The sequence below is a fragment of the Flexivirga sp. genome (assembly GCF_035551235.1).
Lineage (GTDB): Bacteria > Actinomycetota > Actinomycetes > Actinomycetales > Dermatophilaceae > Flexivirga.
Genome location: NZ_DASZNO010000028.1, coordinates 189978 through 207548 on the forward strand (window position 1 = coordinate 189978; position 17571 = coordinate 207548).

Below are 17571 nucleotides of genomic sequence, written 5' to 3' on the forward strand. Positions count from 1 at the left end.
CTATGCGGTTCTAGTGGTTCTAGAGGTTCTGGAGGTACGGGTTGGTGGCGCGTTCGCGTGCCATGGTGGTGCCGGGGCCGTGACCCGGGAGCACGAGCGACGTGTCGGGCAGGTCGAGGACGACGTCGCGCAACGATCGGTTCATCGCCTCGCCGTCGCCGCCGGCGAGGTCGGTGCGGCCGATCGATCCGGCGAAGAGCGTGTCACCGGACAGCACGGTCGAGGTGACCGCGGCCTCCGGCGGCAGGCCGTCCGGGATCTCGTCGATGCCGAAGATCACCGAGCCCTCGGTGTGCCCGGGCGTATGTCGCACGTCGAACGTCATACCCGCGAGCTCCAGCGCCTGATGATCGCGGATCTCCACCACGTCGCCGGGCTCGGTCCAGGTCGGCTGCTTGCCGAACTGTTGCTCGAACATCCCGATCAGCTCCGGCCCGAGCGACGACAACGGATCGGCCAGCCGGTACCGGTCGTCGGTGTGGATGTAGGCGCCGATGGTGCCGCCACAGACCGGGGTGACCGAGTAGACGTGGTCGACGTGACCGTGGGTGAGCAGCACGGCGGCGGGTCGCAGCTTCAGCTCGGCCAGGGCGTCCCGCAGTGTCTCCAGCACGCCGATGCCGGGGTCGACGATCACGCACTCCTCGCCCTGTCCGGGGGCGATCACGTAGCAGTTCGTGCCGAAAACGGTGGCTGGGAAGGATGCGGTGAGCACGCGGCGAGCCTATCGGTGCCGATCAGGCACCTGCGATGACGTACCGACCCCCGAGTATCCGGTGGAAATCCGCCGCAGACCCCCTAGACTGGCGGGCGTTTGCAAACAACCTCCTGACGGGCGCGAGATCCGCCGTGTGGAGAAACCGAGGAGAAGCTTCTCTTGCGTCTGAACCGGACCCGGTCCGTCATCGGCGTCGCGTGCCTTGCCACGACACTGAGCCTTGCGGCCTGCGGGTCGAGCAGTGGCGGCGCCTCGCCGAGCTCGGGCGCGCCCGCGGCAGGTTCACCGAACGCGTCCGCCGCAACGCTCGGGGTCAGCGGCACCAAACTGCACTGCGCGAAGCCGCCGGCGCTGCCGGCGAGCACGAAACAGCAGAAGTTGCCCTCGAAGGCCGTCGCGGCCGGCAAGACCTTCACCGCGGTGCTGCACACCAATTGCGGCGACGTCACCGTCGAACTGTATGGCGACAAGGCACCCCAGACCGTCGCGTCGTTCCTCCAGTTGGCCAAGGGCTACTGGAACGACAGCCCATGTCACCGGCTGACCACCCAGGGCATCTACGTCCTGCAGTGCGGCGACCCGACCGGGACCGGGACGGGCAATCCGGGCTACGGCTTCGGCATCGAGAACGCCCCGCAGGACGGCGACTACCCGAGCGGGACGCTTGCCATGGCGCGTTCGCAGGACCCCAACAGCAACGGTGGCCAGTTCTTCATCGTGTATGACGACACCCAGCTGCCGACCGATGGCGGCGGCTACTCCATCTTCGGCAAGGTTGTCGGTGGCATGAAGATCGTCAACGCAGTGGCCAAGGCCGGGACCAACAGCCCGGGCGGCGATGGCGCACCGACACAACCGATCAGCATCCTCAAGGTCACCGTCACGGAGAAGAAGGCATGAGCGACAACATGTCACCTGAAAACCCAGAGTCCACCACCGAGCCGACGGAGCCGACCCCGGCACCGCCCGCGGAGCAAGGAGCCGCGCAGGAGGTGCCCGCAACGCCGGCAGCCCCCGACGAGGCACCGGCGGAGGAGACAGGCGCAACTGCAGCCACCGAGGAAACGTCCGTACCGGAACCGGCCGAGGAGACCGCCACACCGGCGACACCGGCCACACCGGCGACACCGACCCCGGCGGCACCAGCCGCAGCCACGCCCCGGCCGACTCCCCCGTCACCCGCGGCGATGAAGCCGCACCCGCCGGCCGCGGCCGCCCCGCAGGCACCGGCTCCGGCACCCGCGGTCGCCAGCAACTCGGCGTCGTTCGGTCGGGTCGCCGAGGACGGCACCGTGTTCGTGCGCACGCCGGACGGTGAGCGCGAGGTCGGTTCCTACCCGGACGCGAGCCACGAGGAGGCCCTGGCCTACTTCGCCCGCAAGTACGACGAGCTCGCCGCGGCAGCGAACCTGTTGCTGCAGCGGGTCGTGCAGACCGACCTGCCGGTGCATGACGGCCAGGAGGCGCTGCGCGCGCTGCGCGAGCAGGTCGGCGCGGCGCACGTCGTCGGCGATCTCGCCAACCTCGACTCCACGATCGAGCAGATCGCGACGGCCCTGAAGGCGAAGGCTCAAGTCGAGGGTGAGGCGCGCGCAACTGCTCGTGCCGAGGCCGCGGCCCAGCGCGAGAAGCTCGTCGTCGAGGCCGAGCAGATCGCCGCCCAGCCGACCGAGAAGGTCCAGTGGAAGTCCAGCACGGCGCGGATGCGAGAACTGCTCGACGAGTGGAAGAACCTCCAGCGCACCGGGGCGAAGCTCGACAAGCCGACCGAGAACGCCCTCTGGCAGCGATTCAGTCACGCGCGCAACGGGTTCGACAAGACCCGGCGCTCGCACTTCGCCCGCCTCGATGAGGAGCACGGCGCGGTCAAGGCCCGCAAGGAGCAGCTCATCGCCGAGGCCGAGCGGCTCGCGACGTCCAAGGACTGGGGCCAGACCGCATCCGCGTTCAAGCGGCTGATGGGCGAATGGCGCCAGGCCGGCCGGGCGTCCCGGCACGACGACGACAAGCTGTGGGCGCGCTTCAAGAAGGCGCAGGACTCCTTCTTCGCCGCCAAGGACGAGGTGGTCGCCGAGGAGAACCAGGCGTTCGAGGCGAACCTCCAGGTCAAGGAACAGTTGCTGAAGGAGGCGCAGGCGCTGCTGCCGGTCAAGAACCTGGCCGCTGCGAAGTCCGCGCTGCACAGCATCCAGGACCGCTGGGACGCGGCGGGCAAGGTTCCGCGCAAGGACATCAACCGTATCGAGCAGGCCATGCGCCGGGTCGAGGCGGCGGTCCGCGACGCCGAGGATTCCAAGTGGCAGAAGACCGACCCGGAGCTGGCGGCACGCGCCCAGTCGATGGTCGACCAGCTCGAGTCCGCCGTCGCCGATCTCGAGTCGGATCTGGCCAAGGCTCGTGAGCGGGGCAACGAGAAGAAGATCAAGGAGCTGGAGGAGTCGCTCAAGGCTCGTCAGGCCTGGCTGGAGCAGGCCCGCAGCGGGCTCCAGGACTCCACTCGATGACCGCACCGACCGTCGGGGCGGGCCTGATCGACTACCTGAACGCGTCTCCGACACCGTTCCACGCGTGCGCGGAGTCGGCTCGGCAGCTGACTGCGGCCGGTTTCCAGCAGCTGCAGGAGACCGATGAGTGGCCGACGGAGGCGGGCGGCTACTTCCTGATCCGTGGCGGCTCGCTGCTCGCGTGGTCGACCAGGCACTCCGACGGCGCGACCACGCCGATCCGGATGATCGGCGCGCACACCGACTCGCCCAACTTCCGGATCAAGCCGCAGCCTGATGTGGCCCGCGCCGGCTGGCAACTTCTCGGTGTCGAGCCGTATGGCGGGATCATCGCGCCGAGCTGGATGGATCGTGACCTCGGGGTGGCCGGTCGGGTCGCCATACGCGATGGCGACGGAGTGGCGGAGCGGCTCTTCCAGGTCGACGAGCCGATCCTGCGGATCTCCCGGCTAGCCATACATCTGGACCGGTCGGCACGCGAGGGCGAGCAGCTCAACCCGCAGCAGCACCTGGTGCCGCACTGGGGCCTCGGCGACTCGGCCGGCGACTTCCGGGTCTACCTCGCCGCACAGGTCGGGGTCGACGCCAAGGACCTGCTTGCCTGGGACGCCATGACGTTCGACGTGCAGCCCGCGGGGCTCTTCGGCCGCGACCGGGAGTTCATCGCCGGCGCCCGCATGGACAACCTGGCCACCTCGTATGCCGGCACGCTCGCGCTGATCCGCGCGCACGAGTCGGAACCGGCAACCCCGACGACCCAGGTGCTCGCGCTCTTCGACCACGAGGAGATCGGCTCCGTGTCCGAGCGCGGCGCGCAGTCCGCGCTGCTGATGACGACGCTCGAGCGGATCACCCGCACGCTCGGCGGAGATCGAGAAGCCATGCACCGCGCACTCGCCGGCAGCGTCATCGCCTCCGGCGACATGGCGCACGCCACGCATCCCAACTACGCCGACCGGCACGAGCCGCAGCATCAGATCGCGATGAACGGCGGACCGGTCCTGAAGATCAACACCAACCTGCGGTATGCCACGGATTCCGTTGGCGCAGCAGCGTTTTCGTTGGCGTGTGAGCAGGCCGGCGTGCCGGTCCAGGCGTTCGTCGTGCGTTCCGACCTGCCGTGTGGCTCGACCGTCGGCCCGGTCACCTCGGCGCTCACCGGTGTCACCACGGTCGACTTCGGGGCACCGACACTGTCGATGCATTCGGTCCGCGAACTCGTCGGCACCGAGGATCAGCGCATGTATGCCGACGCGCTCACGGCGTTCCTCTCCCCCGCCTGAGCCTCGTGGCATCGCTACGGACGGTCGTGTCGGCGGCCGCCGTACTCCTTGCCGTGTCCGGGTGCGGTTCGGCACAGAACGGTCTCGAGCCGGGCCGGCACGTCAGGTCGACCCAGGAGCCGAGCTTCACGACTCCGATCGCGACACCTCCGACGTCGAGTCCGGTCCGCACCACGTCCATCGCCGCAACGTGCAGTGGGCAGCCGTGGGCGTTCGGCTTCAGCCCGGTGGAGGCAGCCTCCGGCAACCGCTACCTGACGATCCAGGTGCGCAACTGCGGATCGGGGCCGGCCGTCGTGCCGCGACAGCCGACCATCACGGTCCGCGACAGCGACGGCAAAACCGTTCCGGTGCAATGGGATTGGCGGCCTGCGAAAAACTCTCGCGTGGTGACTGCCGGGCAGGTCGTCACGCTGCAACTCCACTGGCTCTCCAACGGCCGCTGCGAACGCGGCGGCGCCGCCCTGGACCTGCTGGTCGGCGGCCGGACGGCACATCTGGACGATTGCCTGCAACTCGGGGGGCTGACCGACGTCACCGGTCAACCGACCGTCGCCGACGCGACGTGGGCTCCCTGATCCGAGCCATGCTCGTCCGGGGGCACCCGGGACACGACGAAGTCGGCACCGTAGACGGTGAAGATCGCCGCGCCCGGTAGCTCGGTGCGGATCGCCCGCAGGCTCTGCGCCGCGGACTCCCCCGCCGCGAGTCGCCGGTGGTAGCTCGTCATCACCGCCGCCGCCAGTGCGTCATCCACGGGGCCGGCAGCGGCCAGCACGCTGCGCACGCCGAGTCCGAGCAGCGCCGCGGCGAGGCCCAGCGGCTCATCCCCCGCTCCCACACGTGACCTGCCGAGATCACAGGCGGACAGCACGACGTGCTGCGGGACCCCATCACGCGCCGTCAGCTCGTGAGCGAAGAGCGGTCCGTCCTGCAGTTCGAGCCGGGAGAACAGCGGACTCTGTTGGGCGTGGACGCCGTGTGCCGCGACGTGCGCCAGGTCGGCCGTCGCGAATGCGTGCAGCAGATCGCCGGTTGTGGCGGGCGAGTGGCTGACGACGTCGGATCCGGCTGCTCGCCATACATCTGCCACCGCATCCAATTCCGTTGTGCCATGGGCAATCCGGGGACCGAGCAGCAGAGCCGCTTCGTGGACTACGCCGGCTGCTGACGTCATGGAACACCACCGTGACACCGACGGCGCGACGACGACCGCGTGTCCGGCAAGCGAGGGCAGGGTGCCCCATGGGAGCGACGCCAGGGCCCGTGTCGGCGTGACGAGCACTGCGTCGGTGAGTGGGACCCGGTCCGCCGGCAGCAGCAGCGCGTCGAGCCACTCGGCGGTGCGTGCGATGCCACGGTCGATCGCGGCGCCGACACCCGGTGCATGACCTGCGTGAGCGCGTGCCCGCACGTCGGTCTCCAGACGCGCCACCAGCGTGTCGACCGAAGTGCTGGTCGACAGCCGCCGGACAGCGCACCCGTGGGAGCCGATCGTCAGCAGGTGGTCGAATCCGGCATACCGGAAAAAGTAGAGCAGGGTCGTGCCGGAACCGGTCAGCCGCGCCCGCACCGTTCGGAATGACGCGGGCGACAGCCCGACCGCGGTTGCCGCCGGGCCCACTGCCCAGAGCCGACGACTCAACTGCTGCTCCACCGTCGCGATCTCGGCGCGCACCGCGGCGCCGTCCGCTCCGCCACGCACATCGTGTCGCAGCTGTCGCAGTCGCATCGCCAGGGAGGCCACCGCCGGGTCCGGGTGCGGGTGCACCGCTGGAAGCCGCTGGGATGCGGCCCGCCAGCGCTCAACGGAGCGGAAGACGTGCGCCGGCTCCTCGCGGCGCATCGCCTCGGACAGGTCGTAGGCGGCCAGCCGTACACCGTGCACCGCGACCGCAGCACGCGCTTCCAAGCTCGCGACCGCACCCTGCAATCGCACCAGTTTCCGCGCAGCAGAGGAAAATTCGCGCTCGATCAACACACGATCACGGGCGTATGCCGCGAGCCGGGCGCGCAACAGGTGCTCGTGCATCACGCTGTCGATCCCGGCCGCCGGGAGCTCGGTCATCTGGTCCAGCAGGGTCCGTGCCCTGCCCAACTCGCCGGCAGTGAGCGCGGCCTCGGCCCGCAGCAGGGTGGCCTGCCGGGTCGCAGTGCCGTCGCCCAGCAGGGCGGCGTCGGGTGGCATGCTCACCCGCCCACCGGCCAGATCCGCAGCTGCCATCAGCAGTTGTGCATGTGCGCTCAGTCGCTCGTCGCCATACGCCTGGAACGCACGGATCGCCGCCGCCGCGCTGCGCCTCGCACCACGCACGTCCCCGGTCAGCAACCGGGCACCCGCCAGGTCCAGCAGGATGTTGCCCTCGTCCAGTCGCAGGTGCCGGTTGCGGGCACTCCGCAGGGCCAGTTGCAACAGCTGCCGTGCCGGGTCGACCAGCCCGACCTCGAGCAGCGCCACGGCCATGTCCCGCCGGGACTGGAGCCGGTCCACGCGCACCGGCATCTCGTCGGCCTCCTGCATCAGGCGGATCGCCTCCGGCAGGTGCCCGACGAAGAACTCCAGGCAACCGAGGTTGTGCCGAGCCTTGAAGACGACCTCCTGCCAATCCTGTTGCACCGCAAGCCTCAACGCCGCACGCAGGTCACGCCGACCCTCGGCAGCCCGCCGGAGCGTGGTGTTGGCCAGACCACGATTGAGCAGCACCGCGAGCACCTCGGCGGGAGAGCGCAGATCGTTCTCCTGCACCTGTTCCAGCGCGGCGAGACCGGCCACCCAGTCGCCGCGATACATGGCGATGGTGCCCTCCTGGACGGACGCCAGCGCCGCGACATACGTCGACCCGGCGGCTGCCGCTGCGAGGCGTGCCTCGTCCAGCGTGCGCCGGGCGGCCACCGGTCCGTCGAGGTGCAGGTCCGGCAACGCGCGGGTCACCAGCATGCGCCCGAGCAACTCCCGGTCACCCGCGGCATCCCGCACGAGCCGTTCGACCGCGTCGGTCAGCCTGCCCCGGGCCGCGGACCACTGACCCAGGGTGTTCAGTCGCTTGGCCCGGGCGAGTTCGCGTTCGGCATACGGCGTGCTGATCGGCTGTCCCTCAGATCTGGATCGGTGGCGTGACCACAGGTCGTGACGGCGGCTCGGTCGTGGGTTGGATCACCAAGTGCACCAACCCACTTCGCGAGAAGTCCACTTCGAAACGGCCGTCCTCGTCGACCTCCGCGGCAACCTCGCCGTCCGGTCCGTGCACCTGCACGCCGGCTTCCGGTGTGCTCAGCCAGCCCGTGATACGGCGTCGCGGCCGATGCTCGGAATCCAACGTCAGCAGGACCGTCACCTCGTCGCCGCTGAAGGTCACGGTCGTGATGGTGTCGTATGCCGAGCGCACCCCGGCCGGCTGCTGCTCGAGCAGTTCGGCTACCTGTGCACCCAGGGCTTCGACGGTGAGCGCGAACTTCACCCGATCGGTCAGGGCCGCCGGCACGGGGTCGCTCGCCGAGACGATCTCGCCCAGGGCGTGCAGGATCTGCTCGTCCGTCCCGTCGATCGGTCCCGTCGCGAGTTCATCGATGCGGCTCATCGCGCTCCCTCCCAGCCATGATCGGCTTCCAGCGACGCACGCAGCTTGGCCAGGCATCTGCCTCGGGTCGGTCCGATGCTGCCGACCGAGACACCCAGTGCCGCGGCGAGCCCGGCGTAGTCGGGACGCTCACCCGTCGCAACGACCCGCAACAGCGCTTGGCAGCGCGGCGACAACAACCGGAAGTGCCGCCAGAGCGTCGTGTCGGAGTCGGACCGGAGCACCGTCGCCTCCGGGCCGTCGACGGCCGCCACTCGCTCCTGCTGTACGTCCGCCGGCGCCTCCTCGGCGCGTGTCCGGCCGGACCTGCGCGCTTCGGCCCAGGCCCGCCTGCGGGTGCTGACCAGCAGCCACTGCAGGACCGCTTGGCAGTCGGCGATCCGCTCCGCCTGCCGGTAGAGCGTCAGCCACACCTCCTGCACGACGTCCTCCGCCGCGCACTTGTCCAGGCCGGCCGCTCGCGCGGTGTGCCACATGAGAGGTGTGACCGCATCGACGAGGCGGGCCATCGCCAGGTCGTCGCCGGCACGGTAATCCCGGAAACAGCCTGCAGCGCGGTCCGCGAGGCCGTCCTTCCGCGAACCCACGGTCGTCACGACGCACCCGCCAGACAGGTGCGGACGGCTGCGCAGAGTCTGTCGCGGCGGCCGGTCGCGTCCGTGCCGGCCCCGCCGCCGAGCGCGGCCGCGATGTCGCCGGCCAGCGCCGGTGCGGCGAAGGACGTCCCACTCCAGATCCCGAAGCCGGCGGAGTAGTCGTCCAGATCGACCGCCGCGCGCGCCGGCAACGACCCGCCGTTCGTCGTCAACGCGGCGCGTGCCGCCGCGTTGAACGTCGTCGGCATGGTGCTGACGACGTTGGTGGCAGCGCGATAGGCGGTGACCCAGGAGCCGGTGTTGGAGTAGACCGACACCAGTGCCTGGCCGGGGTCGGTCGCACCGACCGCCAGCAGTGGCACCGCGCCCGCAGTTGCCGACGCCAGCCCGGCCGGATAGAAGGGCGTCGTCGTCGCGTCGTTGCCGGCCGCGGCCACGACACTCACGCCGGCATCGCCGAACGCCTTCAGCACCGTCGCCAGCGCGCTGCCGTTCTCGACCGCCCCGGGCGACTCGGCGTAGTAGCCCATCGACAACGACAGCACGTCGATCGGCCGACGGTCGATCCGGCCGGCACACGCCAGCAGGTGATATGCGTAGAGGTCGGTCAGGGCGGCGAGCAGGTCGGTTTCGTCGGCGGCGCCGTCGCCATACATGACGGGTGCGCTGAGCAGTGTCGCGTTCGGGCAGTGCTGCCGGACGATGCCGGCCACGAAGGTGCCGTGCCCGGCGAGCGGGTCCAGCGTGCCGTTGACCCGGTCGATGGTGATGCCGGTTCCCTCGGGGTCCTCATCGGCTACGAAACGCAGGCCGATCGGTGCGCCGTCGAGTTGTGGATCCCGATCCGTCCCGTGCGTGAACCAGGGGTGCGTGCCGATCCCGGTGTCCAGCACCGCGACGACCGGCCCGTGGGAGCTGTCCGTGCCGGCAGCCGGATCGGGCGCCGCCCAACTGACCGGCGCCCGCGAGGCTCCGACGGCCTCGGCGCCGCCACCCACACCCTGCAGGTAGCCGACGCCCTGCAGATATCCCACACCCTGCAGGTAGCCGACCCCTTGCAGATATCCGGCGACCGTCAGCACGTGACTCAGGCCGGCGCCGACGCCTGCGTCCCTGGCCCGCAGGACCCAGGGCGCGGCATCCACCGGGCGCCGGTCCGCGTCGGTCGGGACCAGCCGCACCACCGTCGACGCATGGGGCTCCAGACGATCGAGCAGGTCGAACTTCTGGTAGGCGGCGGTGCGCTCGCGCTGTCCCCGGGGAACCACCACCCGCGCGCGATCTCCCAGCAGCTTGCCGAGCGTCGCGATCGCGGAGTCGGCTCTGCGCCCGGGCATGCCGGGAACCACGACGCGGTCGCCGGCATACAACGTTGGGGCAGCCGGTCGTCCCGTGTCGTCGACCGGCCACTGGTCCGGGTCCAGCCGGCGCACGGAGAAGCGCGCCGCGGCCGATGGCGGCAACGGCGTCATCGGCGGAATCAGTTGGGCCGTGGGAGATTCGGGACGGGTGCCATCGTTCATGTGTGTCTCCTCGAGCCCGGACCCGGTGGCTCCAAGTATGACGCCGGGCTTCTGGCGCCGCCACCGATCCGGGAAGGTTGCAACGGCTGTCTGCCGCCACTCATCAGGAGGGGCCGTGCGGCTCGGTGATACGTCCGAACACGAGAATTTCGCGCGTATGACGGGCCGGGCTCGCATCGCGGGAATCGCGTGTATCACCGGCCGGCCGGAGCTCTCCTTCCTTGCATCGAGCCCGAACTGACGGACTCCATCGAGGGAAAGGAACTGCCATGGCCGACGAACGAGCACAGGCCCGGGCACGGATACGCGGCACGAAGCAGGCGGCCGAGGCCGACCTGCTGGCCCGCAAGAACGTCATCGGTGTCGACATCGCCGACAAGGAGACCGACGGCAAGAACACCGGGCAGCTGGCCATCGTGGTGTTCGTCGACGCGAAGCAGCCGATGTCGAAGCTCTCGGCAGCGGACCGGGTGCCCAAGGAGATCGACGGGATCCCGACCGACGTGCAGGAGATGACCGTCGAGTTGCAAGGCCCGTCAATGGAACTCGTCGACAAGGTGACACCCGAGGTCGACACGACGACGTACACGACCTTGCACGGCGGCATCTCGATGGGGCCGTTGCGCAGTGTCCATCTCGAGCCGCCGGACGTGCCCTCTGCCGGAAACTACATCTTCGCCGGGACGCTCGGTGCGATGGTGCGTGACCGTGGCAATGGCGCGACCATGGCGCTCACCAACTTCCACGTGGCCTGTGTGAACAACACCTGGTCGGTGGGCGACCGCATGGTGCAACCGTCGCTGCTCGACGGCGGCACCAGCAGCAACCAGTTCAGCAGTCTCACCCGCGCGGCACTGTCCGACGCCGTGGACGGTGCCGTGGTCACGGTCGACACCGGCAAGTCGACGAGCGCGACCATCCAGGACATCGGCGATGTCGCGGGACACACCACCGCAACGGTCGGCACAGCCGTGCGCAAGCGTGGTCGGACCACCGAACTCACCTACGGCACAGTGGTTTCCACCGATTTCACAGTGACGATCGACTATGGCAGTGATGTCGGCTCACGGACCCTGCATCACCAGATCCGTGTCCAGACCGACACCACGCAGTCTGCCCGGTTCTCCGATCACGGTGACTCGGGGTCGGTGGTCGTGGACGGCAACCGGATGGTGGTCGGGTTGCTCTTCGCCGGCTCGAGCGACGGCCAGTGGACGTTCGCCAACCCGATCCAGTCGGTGCTGGACGAGCTGAACGTCGACCTGATGGTCGCACCCGTGGTCACCCGCCCGATCATCAGCTGCCTGAACACTCGACTGACGGTGTGCAACGTCACCCGGTCGGTGACCTGTGTCCTGACCCGGACGGCGGGCTGCAACCTCACCCGCACCGCCTCGTGTCTGGTCAGTCGTGTCGTGCTGTGCGACGTCACGCGCGCCACGTGGTGTCCCGTCCCGACCCGGATTCCCACCTGCAACCTGCTGACGCGGGCCGGATGTGACTTCCCGGACCCCGGTCCGGGACCGGTCGAGGGCGGTCGGGCCGATTGGCACGGGTACGGCGCCGAGGCCGACGTGCCGGAGGAGTACTGGGCCGGTTACCTCGCGGCGCTGGAAGAGATCGACGAACTCGACCGGTCGGACCGGGCCTGACGCCATGCACGCCACTCCGGAGATCCTGTCCATGGCCGTCCGGGCCGGCCTGGTCCACGGCAGCGACGTGGTCTCCGGCGCTGCGGGCGTCATACCGGTCGCCCGCACCAACGGGGTGCACCGAGTGGAGCGTCGTGGGCGGATCGTCGCCTATGCCAAGCAATGTGGCGTCGCCGGCCGCCTTGACGGTGACGACGTCGTCGCCGCCGAACGGTTCGCACTCGGCCGGCTGCACTCCCTCGGGCTGACACCACCGCTGATCCCTCAGGGGGGACCAGCGGTGGTGTGGACCGGTGCCGCGCGCGGACGGGACCTGCTGTCGCTGACGCTGGATGAACCGGCCGCCATACGGCTGTCGGATGCGCTGGGCCGGGCACTGGCTGCCTTGCACACGGCATCCGCCGGCGGTGACGTGCCGCTCGCCCGCGCTCCCTGGCCGTTGCTCCCAGCGCCGCTGCCGTCGATGACGACGCACCCGCCGGACCGGGATCGCGACGCCGTGCTGGCGACCTGGCAGGAGTCCGACATACAGGCTGCACTGCGACCGCTCGCGGTCGCCTGGGCGAGCGGCGATCACTGGACGCACGGCGACCTGTCCGCCTCCAACATCATCGTCGACGCCGACGGGCGCGTGACGTTCATCGATCTGGAGTCTGCGGGCCGGGGCGACCCGTGTTGGGACGTGGTCACCGTCGAGCAGACGCTCGGCTCGGTCGGCCTCTCACCGAACCGGTTCCGGCAGGCGTATGCCGCCGCGGGTGGCCTCCCCCTCGCCCGCCGCGGTTCCTGGCAGGCGGTCCGCGCACTCGTCACCGCCTGGCAGCACGCCGCGCTACCCGACGCCACCGACCACCCGATCGTCGAGCGTCTGCTCGACGAGACCCGACGCTGCGCCCGGGGCACCGCGTCATCGATGAAGGAGGACTCATGATGAGTTGGGATCGGCACACGGCCGCGGAGTTGCAGGCCGCGCACCACGTGCTCACCGTGATGGCCGACGCGGACGACCTCGCGACGACGCTCTACGAGCACTGGTGGGCCGCCGCCCGGCCCGGCGGCACGAGCCGCGGTCGGTGGGATCCGCCGCTCGGCTGGGCGTTGCGGGCCGCCCACGCGGGTGCTCTCGCCTGGCCCGCACGGGAACACGAAGTGCTCGCCATGGGCGGGTATGGCGCAGCGGTCGTCGCCGACCCGTCCTGCCGCACCCACCGGCGCGCGGTCGGCCGCGGCGACTACCTCACGGCCGGCGCCGGCGCCGGGCTCGCGCCCTCGATCGGCGCACGGCTGCGCATCACCCGTCGGCGCGGTGGCCATGACGACCAGGGCTGGTGGCGCACCTGGGGTGACGAGTGGCCGGCCGGCGACACACCGCAAGGGCTCACCCGCGTCTACTTCGCACCGCGCCGGGTCGAGGTGGCCCGACTGGTGCACGAGATCACCGCTGTCGTACCGCGGATCACCGCGACCTGGTCACTCAAGGTCGCGACCGATCCGACTGCGCTGGACCGTGCGGACGCGGTGGTGCTCTACCTGCCCGACGCGTGCCGTGCCGAGGCGTTCGGTGCACTGCGCGCCCGGTGCGCCGAGCGCGTCCGCAACTCCGCTCCGCCCTTCACCGAGGTCCTGACACCGGGTATGGCATGGAGCGAGGATCCGGGTGACGGGCAGAGCTTCGGCGAGTTGCGCTGCCGGTGGCTCGGCGAGGCATACCGCCGCGCCGAGGCACGCTGCACCGCGTTCGCCGACGTGGTGGCGGAGGTCTTCGGTGAGCACGGTGTCGACCAGTCCTCGGCGCATCTGCGCGGGGTCGGGCTCGCGGCATGAGCACCGTCCTGGCATCGGCCGCATCGGCCGAACCCGCCGTGCTCCCGGCGACCGACGCCGTCGTCGACCGACTGCGCCGAGCAGTGGACGCGTGTATGGCGCTGCTGCAGCGGACAGCCGTCGAGGCGACGACCGGCAGCGGCGACGAGGTCACCTGGCCCACTTGGGAACTGACGAATTCCGGTGGGCCCGAACGGTGTACCGGGGGCCGGTCAACCCTCTACGACGGAGACGCCGGCATCGTCTGGGCTCTGCAGAGGCTCGGTTCGGGACTGCACCGGGCGGACGTCGCGGCCCTGGCCGAGCGCGCGACGGCAGCCCTCGGCCGGCGGCCGGTGCTGCCCGGGATGGGGCTGCTGTCCGGTCGCGTCGGGGTCGATCTGGTCGTGGGGAGCGGCGCCGAAACGCAATCGTCCGTGGGCGTTTCGACCGATCTGGCCGCCGCGTTCCCCTGCAGCGACCTGACTTCCGGGCTCGCCGGCGCGCTGCTCGCCCTGACTCGGATGCCCGACGCATCTCCCGCAGTCGCGTCTAACATCGTCGACGCGTTGTGGCGCCGCTCGGAGCGGCAGCTGTGGGGTCGTGGCTGGCCGGACCACACGCAACATGGCGACGAAGCACGGCCGTTGTGCGGCATGGCGCACGGTGCCAGCGGCATCGCCTGGGCACTGGCCGAATCCGCCTGGCGTTGGCCACAATTGGCCGACACCTCCTTGTCCCTCGCCGCCGAAGCGTTGCGCTTCGAGGCCGCCTGGTCCGACCCGTTGCACGGCGGTTGGCCGGACCTGCGAGGTGCCGAGCCGACCTGGACCGCACGCTGGTGCCATGGCGCGGCCGGTGCGGGCGCCATACGACTGCGGTTGCTGGAGCTGTCGGCTCGCGGACTCGAGGTGCCCTGGCAGGACGAGGCGATCCGTGCGGAGCTGGAGGTGGCGGTCCAGGCGTGCGGCGCGGAGGTGTGGCGGGAACGCGAGGCGTGGCAGGCGTATGGCGCCGCCGCGCTCGGTCAGGGCTGGACCCTCTGCCATGGCGTGGGTGCGCCGGCCGCGGTGCTGGACCTCGCGGCGACCACCCTCGACGAGCCGGCACATCGGGCGCTCGCCCTGGATGCCGCCGCCGACTTCCTCGACGTCGCAGGTGACGACCCGAGCCAGTGGCCGTGTGGGCTGACCGGCGCCGACGGCGACCTCGGGTTGTTCAACGGAATCGCCGGCACGGCAACACTTTTCGCGGATATGGCGGGGATCGCCAGCAGTGCTCCTGCGGTGCTTCTCGGTTGAGTCGCCGGCACGGTCGCCATCAGCTCGCGCGAGAACCCAACAGGTCGTCCGCGGCGAAGACCTGCAAGCGGTCACGCGTCGCGAGGTGGATCGGCCAGCGCGGATGCTGGTCGCGCAGTGCCTCGGTCAGCGCCACCGCCCACCGGCAGTCACCTTCGGTCATCTCCGACGGGCCAGGCCGGGAGATCAGCATCGGCACCTCGGCGACTCCGACCTCGTCCCGGATCCGTGCGATCAGGTCGGTGATCGCCGCGACGTCGCGTGGGTCGGGCAGCATGGGTATGTCGTCGATCGGCACGATGAGGTCCGATTGTCGCCCGTCGTCGTCCAGGAAGATCAGCCACAGGCTGCGACGGCCGAAACCGCCCCCTCCCATGAGGTCCTCCCAGCGCTCGAAGAGGTCGTGTTCGGTCCGGATCGGCATGCGTTCTGGTGAAGTTGTCATGCCCAGAGAGCATGCCCCGGCGCGGCATACGCCCGCAGAAGTTGTCCACAGGCTTCCGCCGGCGGCGAACCCACAACTGCTGGGCAACACCGCCGAAAGTGCACGTGCGGTCGTTTTGACCAACTCGGAACGACCGCAACTGCACTCACGCTGGTGTACGACGACCCGATCAGGCCTGGCTGACCGGCTCCGCGCTGCGGTGCCCGGAGCCGGTGATCCGGTAGACGTCGAAGACGCCGTCGATCTTGCGGACTGCCTTGATGACGTGCTCGAGGTGGTTGGGGTCGCCCATCTCGAAGGTGAACTTCGAGATCGCGACCCGGTTGCGGGTCGTCTGCACCGTCGCCGACAGGATGTTGACGTGCTGCTCGGACAGCACCCGCGTCACATCGGACAGGAGCGCATTGCGGTCCAGCGCTTCCACCTGCAGCTGCACCAGGAAGACCGACGCCGCCGACGGCGACCACGCCACGTTGATCAGCCGTTCCGGCTGGGCGAGCAACTGCTCGGCGTTCGTGCAGTCGCGCCGGTGCACCGAAACGCCGTTGCCGGTCGTGACGAAGCCGATGATGTCGTCGCCGGGCACGGGCGTGCAACAGCGGGCCAGCTTCACCCACACGTCGTCGGTGCCGACGACGGTGACGCCCGGATCCGCCTCGGACGAGCGGCGATTGCGCCGGACCGGGTTGGTCGCCTCGGCCAGGTCCTCGGTGGTGCCCTCCTCGCCGCCGAGCATCTCGACGAGCTGCTTGACCACGTGCTCGGGCGACACGTGGCTGTCACCGATCGCGGCATACAGGGCATCGATGTCGGCATACTTCAACCGCTCGGCGACCGAGGTCAGCGACTCGTGCGACATCAGCCGTTGTATGCCGAGCCCCTTCTTGCGGATGGTCCGGGCGAGAGCGTCCTTACCGTTCTCGATCGCCTCTTCACGGCGTTCCTTGGAGAACCACTGGCGGATCTTGTTGCGGGCTCGCGGGCTCTTGACGAAGCCGAGCCAGTCGCGGCTCGGGCCGGCGCCGTCCGCCTTCGAGGTCAGGATCTCGACGACGTCGCCGTTCTCCAGCGGGCTCTCCAGCGGCACCAGCCGTCCGTTGACGCGGCCGCCGATCGTGTGGTGTCCGACCTCGGTGTGCACGGCATACGCGAAGTCGACCGGGGTGGACCCGGCCGGCAGGCCCATGACCGAGCCCTTCGGGGTGAAGACGTAGACCTCACGCGACCCGACGTCGAAGCGCAGCGACTCCAGGAACTCCCCCGGGTCAGCGGTCTCGCGCTGCCAGTCCAGCAGCTGCCGCAGCCACGACATGTCGTTGTTCGGAGCGCCGTCGTCATCGGCGTCGCCCGAGCCCTTCTTGGCGTCCTCCTTGTACTTCCAGTGCGCCGCGACACCGTATTCGGCACGGCGGTGCATACCGAACGTACGGATCTGGATCTCCACCGGCTTGCCCTGCGGCCCCATGACCGTCGTGTGCAACGACTGGTACATGTTGAACTTCGGCATCGCGATGTAGTCCTTGAACCGCCCAGGGAGGGGGTTCCACCGCGCGTGCAGGGCGCCGAGCGCGGCGTAGCAGTCGCGGACCGAGTCGACCAGGACGCGCACGGCCACCAGGTCGTAGATGTCCTCGAAGTCCCGACCGCGCACGATCATCTTCTGGTATACGGAGTAGTAGTGCTTGGGCCGGCCGGTGACGGTCGCCTTGATCTTGGCGGTCCTGAGGTCGCTGCTGACCTGGTCGCGCACCCCTGCGAGGAACTCCTCGCGCGCCGGAGCGCGCTCGGCCACCAACCGGACGATCTCGTCGTAGACCTTGGGGTAGAGCGTGGCGAAGGAGAGGTCCTCGAGCTCCCACTTGATGGTGTTCATGCCGAGCCGGTGGGCCAGCGGCGCGTAGATCTCCAGGGTCTCGCGCGCCTTGCGCTGGGCGGACTCGACGGACACGTAGCGCCACGTGCGCGCGTTGTGGAGCCGGTCGGCAAGCTTGATGACGAGCACCCGGATGTCGCGCGCCATGGCCACGACCATCTTGCGGACCGTCTCCGCCTGGGCGGCGTCGCCGTAGGTCACCTTGTCGAGCTTGGTGACGCCGTCGACGAGAACGGCGATCTCCGAGCCGAAGTCCGCCTCGACGGCCTCGATCGTGTAGTCGGTGTCCTCGACG

15 protein-coding genes are annotated in these 17571 nt (G+C 69.9%); 8 read left to right on the forward strand and 7 right to left on the reverse strand.

The genetic code is table 11. The features are described 5' to 3' along the window. Positions 1–19: 19 nt before the first annotated feature. A complete protein-coding gene (locus VG502_RS09765; protein ID WP_325549849.1) occupies positions 20–715 on the reverse strand; it encodes an MBL fold metallo-hydrolase in 696 nt (231 codons plus the stop codon). Between the two features lie 162 nt (positions 716–877). On the opposite strand from VG502_RS09765, the gene VG502_RS09770 reads away from it, so the two are divergent. From VG502_RS09770 to VG502_RS09785, 4 genes are read left to right on the forward strand one after another with little or no spacing between them, the layout of a single operon-like run. Then, positions 878–1618, forward strand: coding sequence for a peptidylprolyl isomerase (locus VG502_RS09770; RefSeq protein ID WP_325549850.1), 741 nt, complete (start codon positions 878–880; stop codon positions 1616–1618). After that, on the forward strand, positions 1615–3222 hold the full coding sequence (locus tag VG502_RS09775) for a DUF349 domain-containing protein (RefSeq protein ID WP_325549851.1): 1608 nt from the start codon (positions 1615–1617) through the stop codon (positions 3220–3222). The genes VG502_RS09770 and VG502_RS09775 overlap by 4 nt, the downstream gene beginning before the upstream one ends. After that, on the forward strand, positions 3219–4505 hold the full coding sequence (locus VG502_RS09780; protein ID WP_325549852.1) for a M18 family aminopeptidase: 1287 nt from the start codon (positions 3219–3221) through the stop codon (positions 4503–4505). Before VG502_RS09775 ends, VG502_RS09780 begins: the two co-directional genes overlap by 4 nt. Positions 4506–4510: 5 nt before the next feature. Further along, positions 4511–5083, forward strand: coding sequence for a DUF4232 domain-containing protein (locus tag VG502_RS09785; protein ID WP_325549853.1), 573 nt, complete (start codon positions 4511–4513; stop codon positions 5081–5083). Here VG502_RS09785 and VG502_RS09790 read toward each other — a convergent pair. The 4 genes from VG502_RS09790 to VG502_RS09805 all read right to left on the reverse strand — a co-directional run bounded on the left by VG502_RS09790 (position 5047) and on the right by VG502_RS09805 (position 10202). Beyond that, positions 5047–7482 (reverse strand): CHAT domain-containing protein, encoded by a 2436-nt coding sequence (locus VG502_RS09790; protein ID WP_325549854.1) that lies wholly within the window; start codon positions 7480–7482, stop codon positions 5047–5049. The genes VG502_RS09785 and VG502_RS09790 overlap by 37 nt on opposite strands. A gap of 118 nt (positions 7483–7600) precedes the next feature. Then, the gene (locus VG502_RS09795; protein WP_325549855.1) at positions 7601–8083 is read right to left on the reverse strand and encodes a carboxypeptidase regulatory-like domain-containing protein; all 483 of its coding nucleotides are present in this window, start codon (positions 8081–8083) and stop codon (positions 7601–7603) included. Next, positions 8080–8670 (reverse strand): RNA polymerase sigma factor, encoded by a 591-nt coding sequence (locus VG502_RS09800; RefSeq protein ID WP_325549856.1) that lies wholly within the window; start codon positions 8668–8670, stop codon positions 8080–8082. The genes VG502_RS09795 and VG502_RS09800 overlap by 4 nt, the downstream gene beginning before the upstream one ends. Before the next feature lie 5 nt (positions 8671–8675). Continuing rightward, on the reverse strand, positions 8676–10202 hold the full coding sequence (locus tag VG502_RS09805) for a S8/S53 family peptidase (RefSeq protein ID WP_325549857.1): 1527 nt from the start codon (positions 10200–10202) through the stop codon (positions 8676–8678). A gap of 269 nt (positions 10203–10471) precedes the next feature. Here VG502_RS09805 and VG502_RS09810 point away from each other — a divergent pair, with 269 nt between their 5' ends. From VG502_RS09810 to VG502_RS09825, 4 genes are read left to right on the forward strand one after another with little or no spacing between them, the layout of a single operon-like run. Continuing rightward, a complete protein-coding gene (locus VG502_RS09810; protein WP_325549858.1) occupies positions 10472–11854 on the forward strand; it encodes a chymotrypsin family serine protease in 1383 nt (460 codons plus the stop codon). Positions 11855–11858: 4 nt separating this feature from the next. After that, complete coding sequence (locus tag VG502_RS09815) at positions 11859–12785, forward strand: aminoglycoside phosphotransferase family protein (protein WP_325549859.1); 927 nt, start codon at positions 11859–11861, stop codon at positions 12783–12785. After that, positions 12782–13678, forward strand: a complete 897-nt coding sequence (locus VG502_RS09820) for a T3SS effector HopA1 family protein (RefSeq protein WP_325549860.1) — start codon at positions 12782–12784, stop codon at positions 13676–13678. Before VG502_RS09815 ends, VG502_RS09820 begins: the two co-directional genes overlap by 4 nt. Continuing rightward, a complete protein-coding gene (locus VG502_RS09825; RefSeq protein WP_325549861.1) occupies positions 13675–14958 on the forward strand; it encodes a lanthionine synthetase LanC family protein in 1284 nt (427 codons plus the stop codon). Before VG502_RS09820 ends, VG502_RS09825 begins: the two co-directional genes overlap by 4 nt. 19 nt (positions 14959–14977) lie before the next feature. Here VG502_RS09825 and VG502_RS09830 read toward each other — a convergent pair whose 3' ends face one another. Together VG502_RS09830 and VG502_RS09835 are read right to left on the reverse strand one after the other, a co-directional pair. Beyond that, complete coding sequence (locus VG502_RS09830) at positions 14978–15403, reverse strand: hypothetical protein (protein ID WP_325549862.1); 426 nt, start codon at positions 15401–15403, stop codon at positions 14978–14980. Between the two features lie 169 nt (positions 15404–15572). Continuing rightward, positions 15573–17571, reverse strand: a 1999-nt coding sequence (locus VG502_RS09835; protein ID WP_325549863.1) for a RelA/SpoT family protein, incomplete at its 5' end; no start/stop codon positions are given.

What these genes read in the sequence shown, in the direction of transcription:
- VG502_RS09775 (WP_325549851.1), top strand. Translation starts at nt 1,615, where the DNA reads ATGAGCGACAACATGTCACCTGAAAACCCAGAGTCCACCACCGAGCCG.
- VG502_RS09780 (WP_325549852.1), top strand. Translation starts at nt 3,219, where the DNA reads ATGACCGCACCGACCGTCGGGGCGGGCCTGATCGACTACCTGAACGCG.
- VG502_RS09795 (WP_325549855.1), bottom strand. Translation starts at nt 8,083, where the DNA reads ATGAGCCGCATCGATGAACTCGCGACGGGACCGATCGACGGGACGGAC.
- VG502_RS09805 (WP_325549857.1), bottom strand. Translation starts at nt 10,202, where the DNA reads ATGAACGATGGCACCCGTCCCGAATCTCCCACGGCCCAACTGATTCCG.
- VG502_RS09810 (WP_325549858.1), top strand. Translation starts at nt 10,472, where the DNA reads ATGGCCGACGAACGAGCACAGGCCCGGGCACGGATACGCGGCACGAAG.
- VG502_RS09815 (WP_325549859.1), top strand. Translation starts at nt 11,859, where the DNA reads ATGCACGCCACTCCGGAGATCCTGTCCATGGCCGTCCGGGCCGGCCTG.
- VG502_RS09820 (WP_325549860.1), top strand. Translation starts at nt 12,782, where the DNA reads ATGATGAGTTGGGATCGGCACACGGCCGCGGAGTTGCAGGCCGCGCAC.
- VG502_RS09825 (WP_325549861.1), top strand. Translation starts at nt 13,675, where the DNA reads ATGAGCACCGTCCTGGCATCGGCCGCATCGGCCGAACCCGCCGTGCTC.
- VG502_RS09830 (WP_325549862.1), bottom strand. Translation starts at nt 15,403, where the DNA reads ATGACAACTTCACCAGAACGCATGCCGATCCGGACCGAACACGACCTC.